This window comes from Pseudidiomarina insulisalsae, from assembly GCF_003987065.1.
In the GTDB taxonomy this organism is placed as follows: Bacteria; Pseudomonadota; Gammaproteobacteria; order Enterobacterales; family Alteromonadaceae; genus Pseudidiomarina; species Pseudidiomarina insulisalsae.
Window position 1 is genome coordinate 263,377 of record NZ_PIPY01000002.1, and the last position, 15,025, is coordinate 278,401.

Sequence of the window (15,025 nt, forward strand, 5' to 3'; positions counted from 1 at the left end):
TTGTTAATCGAAGTCGCTAGTCTTAGTTAACTTGTGAATGGAAAACCTGAACCCCCGTGTCTTATTATCAATTTAAAGAATTTGAATTTGATCCCATGCACGCCATGCTGCGTGGCCCAGAGGGCGAGCAAAGTCTGGAACATCGCGTTGCCAGTCTGCTGGAGTACTTTTGCCAGCACCCACAACAAGTACTATCAAAAGAAAGCCTTTTAGAAGCTGTCTGGGCGGGACGCATCGTCAATGAAGACAGCCTTTCGGTTGCAGTCAGTAAACTACGTAAAATTCTGCAGGATAGTCGCGGCGAGCCGACGTTTATCAAAACCGTGCCCGGCGTTGGCTATTGCTGGCTACCCGATACTGAAGTGAAGTCTCACACCAACCCAACGCCCGACGTTGGGTCTGCGCCGCAGCAGTTGCGCCGCGTCCAGCGGCGTAAATCCTATCGTTTCGGTATCGCCGCACTCGTATTCCTGATCGTGTCGGCAATCGCTTACGGTATCTGGAGCGATCGCAGCAAGCCAGAAACCCCTGCTAGCTCTACCATGGCTGACATCAGCGGTCTGAGCCCGGAACTTCAGCGCAAGTTTAAAGAGGCACAGGCGACTGTTGAGCATGCGGTGTACCACGAAATTACCATCGAAGACTATCGCCAGGCAATTGAGTTATTCCGCGACATTTTGCGCGAACACCCCGATTATATTCCGGCTCACCTGGGTATTGGTGAGGCTAAATTCGAGATGAGTGGTCAGCAAGGCTACCAGGACTTGCAGCTCTATATTGATGAGCTCACCACCATCGCTAATTTGGCATTGGCAGCCGATCCAAATAACGGCGATGCGCTTGAACTCAAAGCGAAGATTGCTTTTTTGGGCACCTGGGAACTTGATCGCGCCGCTGAATATTATCAGCGAGCCATCGAAGCAATGCCCGACGACCCGGGCATTTACCTTGGCTACTCAGAGTTTTTGATTACCCGCGGCAACATTGCCGAGGCAAAAAATATGCTGCGTCAGTTGCGACAGAAAGATCCGGATTTCTTTCGTTATACCAACCTGTCGCTGGTGTACATGTTCCAGGGCGACTACAACAAAGCAAAAGCCGAAACACAGCGTCTGATTAATTCAGAGGCTGCCTCTGTGGTTCATAATGCCATTTTGCACCGACTTGGCGTGGTGAGCGGTGACGATGCCCTGGCCATGGAGCATCTGGAAATCCTTATGCGACAGCTGCAGAACTACCCGGAACAACGCGTCGCGGATTATCAGGCTTTATTCGCCGGCGGTGGTATTAAAGCCGTCTATCAACAGTTGCTTGACGAGCGAAATAGCGACAATCTGGGCCAGTATTTACCACCTCTCTCCTGGGCGCGCTATGCAATTGTCGCAGGGGAAACCGAACAAGCCTTGTTCCACTTACGCAATGCCATTAAGCAAAAACAGCCGCAGGTTCTGTTACTCCACCAGGATCCGCACTACGACCCATTGCGCCCCCTGATAGAGTTTCAGGCGCTCGCAGCACAGGTGCCCAATTAATTCGACCACATTAGCGCGCCCTGCCTGACCACGCGGGTGGGCTGCTTTAGCTCAGTCAGGTCGCGCAAAGGATTGTGTTCAAATGCGAGAAAACTTGCCTCAAACCCTTCCTGTAAACGACCAATGTCGCGCTGCGGCAATAGCACCCGCGGAGTGGTATAGGTCGCCATCTCCAGTAACTCGGCCGCGGTGAAGTCAAACTGTTGCAGGTAAATAAGTTCATCCACCACGCTGCCCATAAACAAATCCGAGCCGCTGAGTAAGGTGACGCCCGCATTTCGCAGCGCGGCAATGTTCTCATGCTGCAACTGCTGCACCCGGGCTTTTTGTTCCTCACTCATGCTCTTGAAGAGCTCAACGACACTTGCCGTAAGAATCACTTTCGTCTTTTGCGCTGCCGCAGCGTCGATCACTTCTGCTGTCAGGCGGTAATCAACAGCAGACTTACCTTCATGCCAGTGATAACCCGGTAAATGGCCGATCCAATCAACGCCCGCAGTCACCGCCAGTGCAAAGTCAGCAGCTGACTCTGTGTGCACCACTACGGTCTGGCCACGCTCCTGTAAGGTGCGGGTTAAGGGCGCGACGACCTCCGGCTGCAAGCCGTTTAAACCAAAGTAATCATTGTTATCGCGACGGGCAATGTCCTCATGATGAACAAGGATAAGCTTAGTCAAGTCGCCGCCAGCACGCTCGAATAACCCGGCTTTCGCATCAATATCAGTACGCTCGTCGATAACGATATAACTTTTGTCGTAGATCTCCTCTGGTGACCGCTCGCCGGCGGCCATTGCCATGCGTAGCGGATGGCCATCGGAGCTTGAAACGCACGCTCCGGCTACGCGCATATCCAGTTGCGCCTGGCTCAGAATAAGGCGCGTTTCAGCCGCGCTCGCCGGGTCACCGCATAACATGGCGCCATATAAAACCCCCTGTTGAATGTAACGCTGCTGAAAGCGTTGTGCCAGCGCAGGGTTCTGCAGGTTATGATTATGCGCATCGGCCAGTGGTGGAATGATGAACTGACCATTCAAGTCAACTGTCGCATCGACCGCCTGCTCCGTCTCATCGCTAAAGTGGGTATTGGTCACATAACGATCGCCAAAGACAAACTCATTACCGTTCCACCAATAAGCATTGCTGTATAAAGTGACCGTGATCGCGATCAGATAGAGGCTACGCATACATTGACTCCTTAGCTACCGATGGTGGTTAAGGGGAATTCCCGGGTGCTCAGAACTTTTACCATCTGCCCATGGCGTAACGTGTCAGCACCGCGCACCACCACCCGCTGACCATTCTGCAATTTACCCACCACGTTGACATAGTCGCCGGAGCCACCGGCGATACTGACTTTAACTTCCTGCGCTTTGTTCTCGCTATCGATCACATAAACGCTGGTGGTGCCTTTACCAATCACCAGTGCATCGCGCGGCACAACAAAGTGTTCAGCAGGTAAAGCCGCCGGAACCGCAACCGTCACCAACTCACCGACGCGAAAAGCGCCCTGCATATCTGCAGGTATTTTCAGTACGCCGGTAAATGTCTGTGATCGCGCGTCACTGACTGGAATCACGGTACGTAGTGGCATACGCGTGTCACCACCTGAGTAGTAGACACTCACCTGCGCCGCCTGGCGCGTAAAGTCGCTGTACGCCAGTGGGCCGTGAAAGCGGATTTCAAGGTGTTCGACATCGACCAATCCTAACAATGGCGCCGTACCGGTGACATCCTCACCAGCCCGCTGCAGACGCTCGGTCACCACACCAGCAAAGGGCGCGCGGACGGTGGTTTTTTTCAAGTCGTCCTGCGCCTGCTCTAACTGTAGCTGCAACAGTTCCTCGTCAGATTGCAGTAACGCCAGGTCAGCCTGCATATTGTCAATTTCGCGTGCTGAGATGGCCTGCTTCTGATACAGGTCACTTAATCGCTCGAGATCGCGTTTGGTACGCTCAATCTCAATATTTTTGCGCTTCAACTGGGCTTCGAGCTGGCGTACCGCCAGTTCGTAGGGACGTGCGTCAACTTCAGCCAACACCCCGCCCTCTGCTACGGCCGTGCCCGGCTCTGCTATCCATACCAGCTTGCCGTTTACCCCGGCACTTAACTCACTGGCGTGGCGGCTTTGCACCTGCCCACTAACCATCGCCGTCGGGCTGATAACTTCTTTACTGACCGGTACCACCGATACCACCGGATTCGCTTGCAAGGCACTAAAACTCGTCAGCGCCAGTGTTGCACTCAGAAACAGAGCCTGGAAAAAACGATTATTCACACACATGGTCACTCTCCTTGGTTTTCAGACGCTGCGCTAACGCAAAATGTTTAACGCGCGTTTGCACTGCAGCAATGGCCCGCATCGCAGCAGGAATATAAATCAACATGAATAAGGTGCTCACTAACATACCGCCGACAATCACCATCGCCAGTCCGCGGTAGATCTCACTACCGGCTCCGGGTACCAGTACCAGCGGCAACATGCCAAATACCGAAGTGAGCGAACTCATATAAACCGGGCGTACCCGCGTCGCGATGGCATAGTGAATCGCGGCGTGGATTTGCATGCCTTCGCTCTGTGCCCGACGCGTCTGATCAATAAGCAAGATTGCGTTGTTGACCATCAGGCCGAGCAGGATAACGAAGCCGATCATGGTCAGTAAGTCGAGCGCCTGGAAAGTAAACACGTTGAGTAACTGCAGACCTAGTACCCCTCCTGCCAAAGCCATCGGAACCGTAGTAAGCACTAACAAACTATCTTTCACTGAGCGGAATACCGCCGTCATAATTAAAAACAGAATGACAACTGCGTACACGAAGTTATCTGTCATGCTGGTGATGGTGTCGGACAAATCATCGGCACCGCCGGACAGCGTCATATAAACGCCCGGGCTCAACTCGGTTTCCACTTCGTCCATTACCTGGCGCGTGACCTCTACCGCTTCATCAAGCGTGATAGTTGGCGGTGGCATGATCATCAGTGTCAACGTGCGGCTACCATCAAGGCGCTGAATCCGCACCGGACCGGTCATACGCTCAATATCAGCCAGTTGCCCGATGGTCTGCACGCCCGCGTGCGGGGTATAAAGCGGTGTAGCTGCCAGCGCTTCGGGGGTCTTCCACGGCTTCGCCTCGACAATGATGTCGCGGCGGTTAAAGCCATCGAACAACTCACCCACCCATAAGCCATTGGTTACTGCCCGAACATTGGCCGCTACTGTGCTGCGATCAATGCCGGCCTGCGCTAACTGATGATCGCGCGGCGTCACCAGCAGTTCGGGTTTTGCATCATAAATACTCGGTACCGGGCGAAGGACAGTGTTTGGTAAGCGGTCGCTTAATAAGCCGATAGTGCGCTCAATAACCAGACGCGACGCGTCATCCAGAGCACCGTTAAAGTTCAGGCGAATGGCACGATTGGTACTGCCAACACTGACGTTGAGCAATGACGCCTGTTGCGCATATGCCATGGTTTCGGGTAAGTCAGCCAACACATCCTGCCGCAGCGCGCGAATCATTTCTGGCGCCGCATCAGGCTCTTGCGGGTACACGAATAACACATTACCGCCGGCGCTTGCAGACAAATTATAATCACGGACCTGGGGCAGCTTTTCGCCGCTAAGGTAAGGCTCCAGCCGACGTACAATGGTCGCCGCAATTTCATCTTCAATGACTGAATAATTAGCACCGGGTGGTACCTGCATCGCGACGAAAATACCCTCCCACTTTGCTTCTGGCAGAAAGTCCGGACGTGGCGTTAAGGTCATCAGCACAATGGCGGCACCGGCCAGAATGAACAGCAGCCAGGAGGCTGCGCGTCGGGGGGTGCGCGTCAGCCGCGCATAAAGGTTCGCCAGTTGCGTCCATAGCGCTAAAGGTTCCTTGTCTTCGTCGCGGTTCTTCAGCAGTTTGGTGGCCAGCACAGGAATAAGAAACATGGCAGCCAACATCGACATGACTACGGCCACCGACATGGTCACTGCCAGATCGTAGAACAACTGGCCAGCCAGCCCCTGCATAAATAGTACCGGCATAAAGATAGCAACGGTGGTCGCGGTTGAGGCAAATAATGCTGGCGCTACTTGTGCGGCGCTTTTTATCGCTGCATCGCTAACGCTCAGACCCTGATGACGCAGGCGCAGAAAGTTTTCCTGCACGACAATGGCGGCGTCCAGTACCAGGCCTACGGCAAAGGCGAGCCCCGCCAGCGAGATAATATTCAGACTGCGGCCCAGCAACGACATCACCAGTAATGCACTGGCCAGGCTTACCGGGATAGTCACCGCAATCAATAAGGTGGCGCGAAAGCCACGAATCATCCAGTACAACAGGCCGAGTACCAGAGCGATACCGATACCTATACTGCTTTGTACTAAATCGATGGCGCGCTTAATGTGCACGGAAGGATCAAAGCTAAGTTCAATTTTCAGATCTTTTTTCGCCAGCACGCCTTCATTCAGATCGGCAATCGCAACTTTCAGGTCCTCAACCACCGCAACCGTATTGGCGTCATTGGTGCCGTTAAGAACAATATAAAATGCTGGCTTACCACTGCGATAAGCGAAGCTCCGTTGATCAGCAAAACCTTCGCTAACGGTGGCAATTTCACGCAGGTAAACCGGGCGCCCCTCGTTATACGCGACAATCATGTCGCCGTAATTCTCAGCGTTGTACTGGCCGTTGTAGCGCACCGTGTATTCGCGCCGCCCTACTTCAGCAAAACCGCCGGACATATTCGCTGAGCGTTGAATGGCATTGGTCAGGGTGCCAATTTGCACCCCTAAGGCAGCCATCTTGTAAGGGTCGACCTGAATTTTAAGTTGATGGTCGACACTGCTGGCCAGGTCGACCCGCGCCACTCCGTCAATACGCTGTAGCACGGGTTTCACACTTGCTTCAATCAGATCCTGATAGGCGCTGAAGTCAGAGCTTTGTTGCTCGCCGGTCTGGGTAATTAACAAGGTGGCGATACTTTCTTCCAGGCCACCGAGCATGACATGCGGCTCGCCTGCCTCGCGGGGCCGAGGCGGTGTCTGGTTGAGCGCATTCACCACGTCAATGAAGGTTTGCTGCATGTCGGTGCCAATGGCAAATTCGAGCATGGTAATGCTCATACCCGCACGCACCGATGAATACAGACGCTCAATCCCGCTCAGCCCCTGCAGAATCTCTTCCTGGGGCTCTACGATCTCGCTCTCCAGCTCGGCCGGAGCGGCCGCACGCCAGGTATTAATAATGGCTATCTGTGGTCGATTCAGATTAGGGGTCAGTTGCACCGGCATCTGGCTGACGCTGGCAAAACCGATCAGCGTCACAATCAAAAAAGCGATGACCGTGGCCACTGGATTGTAATGACTTAAACGAAACATACTCATAAGGGTCCTCCCGTACCAACCATCTGGCGGCTGATGTAGTGAACACTATGAGCTTTACTTTCTTAAACCTCCTGAAGGTTGCCTGAACGCTTCTTAAGAAATCTTAAATATCTGTTGTATAACTAAAAAAGGGGCCCCAAATTGGAGCCCCTGAGATTCTTAAGGTTGCGCTACGGTGGTTATTTCAGCTGCGAAAGCTCTTTGATACCCATATTGTAAAGCGTAAAACCGTAGATATCCGCGTACTGCTCAATGGTTTTTGAGACCGGTGTTCCGGCACCATGTCCGGCATTGGTTTCAATGCGGATCAGTTGCGGATTCGGGCCGGTATTTTTCGCCTGCAGCTCTGCCGCAAACTTAAACGAGTGCGCAGGCACCACACGGTCATCGTGATCACCTGTAGTGATTAAGGTCGCCGGATAGCTCTCGCCCTGCTCAACGTTATGCACCGGTGAGTAACCGTACAGGTACTCAAACATTTCTTTGCTGTCTTCCGCGGTACCATAATCGTAGGCCCAGCCAGCGCCTGCGGTAAAGGTATGGTAACGCAGCATATCTAGCACGCCCACGGCCGGTAAGGCAACTTGCATCAGATCAGGACGCTGTGTCATGACCGCACCCACCAGCAGGCCACCATTTGAACCACCACGTACGGCCAGACGCTCATTGGAGGTATAGCCCTCAGCAATCAGGTATTCACCCGCAGCAATAAAATCATCAAACACATTCTGTTTATTCATTTTAGTGCCAGCAATGTGCCATTCTTTACCGTACTCACCGCCACCACGGAGGTTAGCAACGGCGTAGACGCCACCCATCTCCAACCACAGCGCATTGGTAATGCTAAACGACGGGGTCAGGCTGACATTAAAGCCACCATAGCCATACAGCATTGTAGGATTGCTGCCATCAAGTTCCATGCCTTTTTTATGAGTGATGATCATCGGTACCTGAGTACCGTCTTTCGAGGTATAAAAAACCTGTTTGGAGACATAAGCATCACTGTCAAAGTCGGCTTTCGACTTCTCATAGACCGTTGACTCACCGGTTTCCGGTGCAAAGCGGTAGATAGTGCCCGGCGTGTTGTAATTGGTAAAGGTGTAGTAAATTTCTTCGGCTTCTTCCTTACCGCCAAAGCTACTGACACTGCCCACGCCCGGTAACTCGACATTTCGAACTTTGGTGCCGTCATAAGCATACTGTTCGACTTTTGAAATGGCATCCACCATGTATTCTGCGAACAGATAGCCAGCGCCGGTAGCAATACTCAGTACATGCTCAGTTTCAGGGATAAAGTTCTCCCAGTTTTCCGGCGTTGGATTCGCCGCGTCAACGGTCACCACACGCTTATTCGGCGCTTCCAGATCGGTTACCAGATACAGTTTCGAACCTTTGTTATCAAGCACGTAGGTGTCGGAATCTGTGTGATCAAGAATAGTGACCAACTCGCTGTCAGGCGCGGTCAGATCTTTCATGAACAATTTATTGCCCGAGGTCGAAATCGCTGCGCTGATGAACAGATAGTTGTCATCTTCAGAGACAGAACCACCCACGTAGCGGTGTTTTTGGGCCTCGGTACCGCCGAAAATCACCGGATCGTCCGCCTGTGCAGTGCCCAGTTCGTGGTAATACAATTTGTGCTGGTCGGTTTTGGCCGATAGCTCGCTACCTTCAGGTTTGTCGTAACTTGAATAATAGAAGCCTTCATTGCCATACCAGGAGATACCGCTGAATTTCACATCAACCAGCGCTGGCTCCAGCTGCTCTTTGGTCTCGGCGTCAATAATAATGATTTTACGCCAGTCACTACCGCCCTCTGAAATTGCATAAGCGGCCAGTGAGCCGTCTTTCGAAAAGCTCAGGCTGGCCAGCGACGTAGTGCCGTCTTCACTAAAGGTATTCGGGTCAAGGAATACTTCAGTGTTGCCTTCGGCGTCGGTACGGTAAACCACGTACTGGTCCTGCAGGCCGTCGTTCTTATAAAAATAGGTGTAATCACCTTCTTTAAACGGTGCGCTCACTTTCTCATAGTTCCACATCGCGCTTAAACGGTCTTCAATTTCTTCGCGGTACGGAATCTGTTCCAGGTAGCTGAAAGTGACTTCATTCTGAGCTTTCACCCAGGCTTCGGTCTCTTCGCTGCGGTCGTCCTCAAGCCAACGATAGGGGTCAGCTACGACAGTGTCGAAATAAGTGTCGGTCACATTACCGCGAAAGGTCACCGGATAGTTAATTTGAGTATTCACGGTCGTTGTTTTTTCTGCCACGTCAGTGTCACTCGACTCTTGTTGCGGCGAGCAGGCGGCTAACACCGCAACGCTCGCCAGGGTAATCAGATGGCGCATAGGTCGCTTCCTTTTTTTAATTATTAACTCAATGCCGGATGGGTATTGGCAAACCATGGTTGTTGGTTCACACTTGCCAGAAATGCCTGTAACTTAGGCCACTGATGAATATCCAGACGCTCACGGAATTGTGCCCAGCTTAGAAAACATGCCAGCCGCAAATGGGCATCGTTGTGCGCGTCGGCTTCAGGCCAGTCTCGCTGATTCAGCTCATCAAGAATGGCTTCTACCCGCGATTGCTGACGCTGTAGATAGCCCACGTCTTCCAGACGCACGCCGTCGCGATCAAGCAAGAACAAGTTGATCGTGGTATCGAGCGCGGTATTGACCAGGCAATACAGGTCAAAATCTTCAATGGAGTCACAAAATGACTGCCCTGCTACACTGCGGAGATGACGGATGATCGATGACGAATCGTGTAATTTAACCTCATTATCGCTAAAGAAAGGCACACGTTTCGCCGGCGACTGCTGCGCGCTCTGCGCATAATCGGTCGGCACAAACTCAAATTTTACGTCATTTTGCGCCAGTACAATTCGACAATGGCGCACAAATGGCGAGGTATAACTGCCAAATAGTTTCATGTTGGGTCCTGAAAAAGCTAAGCTAGAACAAACTCACAAGAGAGTAGCATAATGAAAAAAGCCATACATTATTTACTTAAAGGACTCGCAATTTTACTGCCAATTGTCGTCACTATTGCGGTGGTGCGGTGGTTGCTCGTTACCGTAGAAGCCTGGCTACGCCCGATATGGGTAGCCATTGTGGGCGAAAATTTCTACTTCCCGGGCCTCGCTTTCCTGAGCTTCCTCGGCCTTGCCTTGCTTATCGGCTTCAGCTCGCGCTGGCTTATTTTAAACAGAATCTGGCAGCTACCGGGCAGGCTCATCAATAAGATGCCATTACTGAACAGTGTCTACGGCACTATCACTGACATTTTTGACATGATGTCAGGCAAAAACTTTGCTGATGAATCTGTTGTCTTGGTCACTTTACCCGGTGGTGAGTTGCGGTTGATCGGCATCGTTACCAAAAAAAGCGGAGATCCCACCGATCGCCTCTCACGCTGTCTTGACGATGACCAGGTCGCGGTGTTTTTACCTATGAGTTACAATGTCGGCGGCTACATGGTGATGGTGCCACGTAGCTGTATTGAGCCTATTGACATGAGTCCCTCAGACGCCCTGCAACTGACCATCAGCGCTGGGCTAGGGAAAAAACTAGCGCAAGCCAAGGAGTATTAAATGGCCTACCTGCCGTGCGTCGAAATTGCACCTGATCAACCCGCTAACCGCAGTATTATCTGGCTGCATGGGTTAGGTGCCGACGGCAACGATTTCGCACCTATTGTGCCGCACCTGAAGGCGCCCGAAGATGTTCATATTCGTTTCGTCTTTCCCCATGCGCCGCAAATTCCGGTAACCATTAACGGCGGTATGCGCATGCCTGCCTGGTACGACATTATGGATATGTCGATTGCCCGCAAGGTAGACACCACGCAGTTACAGCAGTCCGCAGCAGCCATCCGGCAACTGATAGCACGCGAGAAAGAGCGCGGAATTGCACCTGAACATATTGTTCTGGCGGGATTTTCACAAGGTGGCGCCGTGGCTTATGAAGCGGCATTAAGCCATCACGAACGTCTGGGGGGGCTAATAGCGCTATCAACCTATCTGGCGACGCATGAAACGCTTGAACTTGCGGAAGCTAACCGCGAGCTTCCTATTTTAATGCAACATGGCAGCCAGGATCCGGTAGTACCGGAGGCTTTAGGTCAGCATGCGTACCAATGGTTAGCTGAGCGGGGTTACCGCGTCGATTATCAGACGTTCCCGATGCAACATCAGGTCTGTGCCGAGCAAATCGACGCGATCAATAAGTGGTTAAGCCAACACCTGTAGGCGCTCGCGCCACTGTTTTACCCAGGTTTTAGCGGTCGCCAGGTTGGCGGTGCGGATATTCACATGACCGACCTTGCGACCCGGCCGTGGGTCCTTATTATACCAATGGCATTGCGCGTCCTGGTGATGCCAGAGGCCGACCGGTATCTGTTGGGCACCGATGACATTTAGCATTAATGTCGGCTCGATACGTAGTTGGGGAAACGGCATACCGGTTAAAGCCCGCATGTGCAGGTCAAACTGACTGCAGTTGGCGCCATTCATGCTCCAGTGGCCGGAGTTGTGCACCCGCGGGGCGACTTCGTTGATCAGCAATTCGGCCTCGTCGCCTTCACCCACCACGAAAAACTCAATGGCAAAAACGCCAACATAATTCAGCGCGTCGCTCAGACGATGAAAGGCCGCTTCGGCTTGCTGTTGCATGGCTATCGGCACCTCATCAATGCCCGCCATGCTGTAGCTCAGAATGCCCCGGGTATGCACGTTGGTGACCAGCGGGTAGCAGCAAACACTGCCATCTTTACCACGCGCGCCGACCAGCGAGACTTCCTTGTTAAAAGGGATCAGATGCTCGGCAATACCCGGAGCTTTGCCCGCTTCGGCCACCAGCTCCGCAACGGCATCGCCCGGCTTGAAACGCCACTGTCCTTTACCATCATAGCCGCCTTGCGCCGCTTTCAGCACTAAAGGCTGCTGCGCCGCTTCAAGCAGCTTTTGCAGCTCTTCGGCGTTGCTGTAGCTTTGCCAGGGCGAGGTCGCCACGCGGCAATCATCAAACAGCTTTTTTTCAGCGCGGCGGTCGGTCAGACTTTTGATCCGCGCCGGGTCCATCAGAAACTTGTCATGCGCAGCGGCGATGATATCTGCCGGAATCGCCTCATGTTCCCAACTGACCACATCAGCCCACTGAATCGCCTCAGTCAGGTTCCAGGGCAGCGCAACATGCGCTGACAATGGTTTTACTTCGTGACTACGGGTGCTGTAGAGAAGACACTCATGGCCATGGCTGATACCACTGGCACCGAGCATTTGTCCTAATTGTCCATCACCTACGAACAACACTTTCATGCGTCAGGTAACTCCAGTTTCGGGCCGTTCATTACTTTTTCGCGCTGCGTGCTACGGAAGTTTTTCACGCTTTCGCGTACCTTAGCATCGGTGACGCCGATCATCTGTGCAGCCAACAAGCCAGCATTTGCCGCGCCAGCCTGACCAATCGCCAAAGTGCCAACCGCGACGCCTTTTGGCATTTGTACGATAGATAATAAGCTATCGAGGCCTTTCAGTTGCTTGCTTGGCACCGGTACGCCAAGTACCGGAATAGCGGTATATGCGGCTAACATACCCGGCAAGTGCGCGGCGCCGCCAGCACCGGCAATCACCACAGGAACGCCGTCCTGCTCAGCCTGTTCCATTGAAGATTTGAGTAAATCGGGGGTTCGGTGCGCAGACACCACCTCAGCGCGCCATGCAACGCCCAGGTCTTTTAACATTTGTGCGGCATGCTGCATCACGGGCCAGTCTGACTGCGAGCCCATAAGAATTAGTACGGGTGCCATGAGCTGCTCCTTTTTGAAAGGAGCGAATTGTAGCTAGGCACGCCGTCGGGTGCAAATTTATTGTGCAACTTTAAGGCGGTTGCGGCCCTGGCTTTTCGCCTGATACAGCGCAGAGTCCGCAGCTTCAAGCCACTCGCCCCAATGCTGACCGGGCTTATATTCTGCCAGGCCACCACTGGCGGTAACCGTAACCGCCAGCGACTTCACCGAAAACGGATCATTGCGAATACGATCTAAGATCTCATTGGCAACATCGGCCGCCTGCTGGCCTGACGTATTGGGCATGATCACCACAAACTCAGCGCCACTACTGCGGATGACGGTGTCGTAAGTACGTGTTGCGCTGCGAATGCGGCGCGCTGTTTCTTCCAGCACTTTATCACCAAACAAATACCCATAGCGGTCATTGACGCTCTGAAACGAGTCCATATCGAGCTGCAACAATGACACCGGTTGCTTCGCGCGGTCGGCTTTATGCATGGCCTGCTGCACCATGTCACTTAAGTACTCGCGTTTTATGCAACCTGTTAGCGAATCGGTGGCGGCAGCAGCGAACAGCTTACGTTGCATGCTGCTCATCATGATTAGGAAGGCCGCGCCAACGCCAATCAAAACTAACATCGACACGGCAACACGCCAGGCATAATCAAACGGCAGTACCTGATAAATGACCGCTGCAAATAAGGCGTAAATAAGCATGATAACGAGCACGAAAATGGTCTTATCGAACATGAAAAAGACCATCGCCAGAATAGGGTACATCCAGTATACGCCAAGAATCCCGGCCGACTTCATCGACACACTGACCAGGGTGCCAAGGCTGCAGATTACCAGGAAGTTGATCCATTGCGGCGCCAGTTCATTACGGTACAGATAACCGATCAAAAAGAAGCCCAGCGCGACGCAAATGAGTGCTGCCGCTGCGGCCCAGCTACCGGTCACCGCCGAGTAAATGGCTGTGCCTGCAATAACGATGCCTGAACCAAAATAAATGGTGCGCATGGCCAGCAAACGGAAATGCTGCCATAAATCGAAGGTGGCTGACGATTGTGCTGTAGATACTGGCGTCATAATTCAATCCGTACTGGTTCGTGAAATTTCACTTTACTTGTTTTCGGGCGTCTTGCCTAGTTGGCCTCGCTGTTTGCTTCTATGATTGCCCCGATGCCACTTTGTGCGCTTTTTTCGGGTTTAGTTTCACTGGCGCGGCGCACTTGATTGCGTCCCAGACGTTTGGCATTAAGTAAAGCAGTATCCACGGCATTGAGCCACTCGACCCAGGTATGGCGAGGACTCAGCTCCGCCACGCCCAACGACAAGGTCACCGAAACCTCGGCGGTTTTCCCCTTAAACGTTTGATCCGCAATTAAGCTGCGTAATTTTTCGGCGACCGTCGCGGCATCCGCCTCGGACGCTTCTGCAAGCACAATTAGAAACTCCTCGCCGCCGACCCGGAATAGCTGGTCGTCCTGACGCAGCACGGTATGCATGCGCTCTGCGACCTGTTTAAGAATTTGATCACCGAACAAGTGTCCATGGGTGTCATTGAGGCGCTTAAAGTGATCAAGGTCGGCCATGATCAGGCTTGCCGGGCGCTGGTAGCGCTGCAGCCGGTAGATCGCACGTTCCAGTACCTGCTGCACTAAATGACGATTTTGTAAGCCGGTTAAAGTGTCAGTGACCACAAGCTTACGTAACAGTTTTTGCAGTTCGTCCAGTAACACCACGAATACCGAGCCTAACGCGCAGATAATGAGTAGGGTTACCGTGAGGCGCCAACTCTCATCGAGGGGAATGCTATAAAACGCAGTGACTGCAAACAGCAAGGCCAGCATGAGCGTCGCGACAATACTGACGGCACCGCTAAACAGGAAAAAACACGCAACCAGGATCGGGTAGGTCCAATAGACCCCGATATGCCCGTTCAGGACCATCGACATCATGGTAATGGCGGTAAGCAACGTAATAAACGCCACTCTCACCAGCACCGGAATTCGTTGGCCGTGGTAGAACCAGGCGACCGCGCTAAAGAAGACGCCGGCACTGAGAATCAGCCAGGCCTGTACCACATTCCCTAACACAAACTGCGCGCCCGAGAGAATTAACTGAGTAATGCCACCCGCCCAGATGATATTGCCGGTGACCTTGATTTTAAACTTTCGTAGCAGCGTATCGGCTGACTGCGTCAGTTGCGTAGGTTCGGTCCGTTGCATAAGGAGTCTTTTTTCATTCCGTTGCATCAAAGCTATCGCCAAGTTGTAGGAATAGCAAGCAGATTACGGCACAATGTGACTTTATCAATTTGTTAAACCAAGA

Annotated in this window: 12 protein-coding genes; 3 read left to right on the forward strand and 9 right to left on the reverse strand. The window is 52.7% G+C overall.

Features of this window, described 5'->3' with window-relative positions; genetic code table 11:
- Window positions 1–56: 56 nt before the first annotated feature.
- Entirely contained in the window at window positions 57–1,532 is a 1,476-nt protein-coding gene (locus tag CWI71_RS02735) for a tetratricopeptide repeat protein (protein WP_126753723.1), read from the forward strand.
- On the opposite strand, the gene CWI71_RS02740 is transcribed toward CWI71_RS02735, so the two are convergent.
- From CWI71_RS02740 to CWI71_RS02760, 5 genes are all read right to left on the reverse strand, one after another.
- Entirely contained in the window at window positions 1,529–2,716 is a 1,188-nt protein-coding gene (locus CWI71_RS02740; RefSeq protein ID WP_126753724.1) for an amidohydrolase family protein, read from the reverse strand. The genes CWI71_RS02735 and CWI71_RS02740 overlap by 4 nt on opposite strands.
- Window positions 2,717–2,727: 11 nt before the next feature.
- Complete coding sequence (locus tag CWI71_RS02745) at window positions 2,728–3,813, reverse strand: efflux RND transporter periplasmic adaptor subunit (protein ID WP_126753725.1); 1,086 nt, start codon at window positions 3,811–3,813, stop codon at window positions 2,728–2,730.
- Entirely contained in the window at window positions 3,800–6,904 is a 3,105-nt protein-coding gene (locus CWI71_RS02750; RefSeq protein WP_126753726.1) for an efflux RND transporter permease subunit, read from the reverse strand. The genes CWI71_RS02745 and CWI71_RS02750 overlap by 14 nt, the downstream gene beginning before the upstream one ends.
- A 179-nt stretch (window positions 6,905–7,083) precedes the next feature.
- The gene (locus CWI71_RS02755) at window positions 7,084–9,249 is read right to left on the reverse strand and encodes a prolyl oligopeptidase family serine peptidase (RefSeq protein WP_126753727.1); all 2,166 of its coding nucleotides are present in this window, start codon (window positions 9,247–9,249) and stop codon (window positions 7,084–7,086) included.
- Window positions 9,250–9,272: 23 nt separating this feature from the next.
- Window positions 9,273–9,833, reverse strand: a complete 561-nt coding sequence (locus CWI71_RS02760) for a glutathione S-transferase family protein (RefSeq protein ID WP_126753728.1) — start codon at window positions 9,831–9,833, stop codon at window positions 9,273–9,275.
- A gap of 51 nt (window positions 9,834–9,884) precedes the next feature.
- On the opposite strand from CWI71_RS02760, the gene CWI71_RS02765 reads away from it, so the two are divergent.
- Window positions 9,885–10,493 carry a DUF502 domain-containing protein gene (locus CWI71_RS02765; protein ID WP_126753729.1) on the forward strand — a complete coding sequence of 203 codons (609 nt, stop codon included), beginning with the start codon at window positions 9,885–9,887 and terminating at the stop codon, window positions 10,491–10,493.
- Window positions 10,494–11,150 (forward strand): alpha/beta hydrolase, encoded by a 657-nt coding sequence (locus tag CWI71_RS02770; RefSeq protein ID WP_126753730.1) that lies wholly within the window; start codon window positions 10,494–10,496, stop codon window positions 11,148–11,150. It abuts the gene before it with no gap.
- Here the strand turns inward: CWI71_RS02770 and CWI71_RS02775 are convergent.
- Genes CWI71_RS02775 through CWI71_RS02790 form a run of 4 tightly spaced genes read right to left on the reverse strand, consistent with a single transcriptional unit; the run spans window position 11,133 to window position 14,922 of the window.
- A complete protein-coding gene (locus CWI71_RS02775) occupies window positions 11,133–12,218 on the reverse strand; it encodes an ATP-grasp domain-containing protein (RefSeq protein ID WP_126753731.1) in 1,086 nt (361 codons plus the stop codon). The two genes, CWI71_RS02770 and CWI71_RS02775, sit on opposite strands and share 18 nt — an antisense overlap.
- Window positions 12,215–12,709, reverse strand: coding sequence for a 5-(carboxyamino)imidazole ribonucleotide mutase (purE, locus tag CWI71_RS02780; protein ID WP_126753732.1), 495 nt, complete (start codon window positions 12,707–12,709; stop codon window positions 12,215–12,217). Before purE ends, CWI71_RS02775 begins: the two co-directional genes overlap by 4 nt.
- Before the next feature lie 57 nt (window positions 12,710–12,766).
- A complete protein-coding gene (locus CWI71_RS02785; RefSeq protein ID WP_126753733.1) occupies window positions 12,767–13,780 on the reverse strand; it encodes a GGDEF domain-containing protein in 1,014 nt (337 codons plus the stop codon).
- A 56-nt stretch (window positions 13,781–13,836) separates the two neighbouring features.
- Window positions 13,837–14,922 carry a GGDEF domain-containing protein gene (locus tag CWI71_RS02790; RefSeq protein WP_157981039.1) on the reverse strand — a complete coding sequence of 362 codons (1,086 nt, stop codon included), beginning with the start codon at window positions 14,920–14,922 and terminating at the stop codon, window positions 13,837–13,839.
- Between the last annotated feature and the right edge of the window lie 103 nt (window positions 14,923–15,025).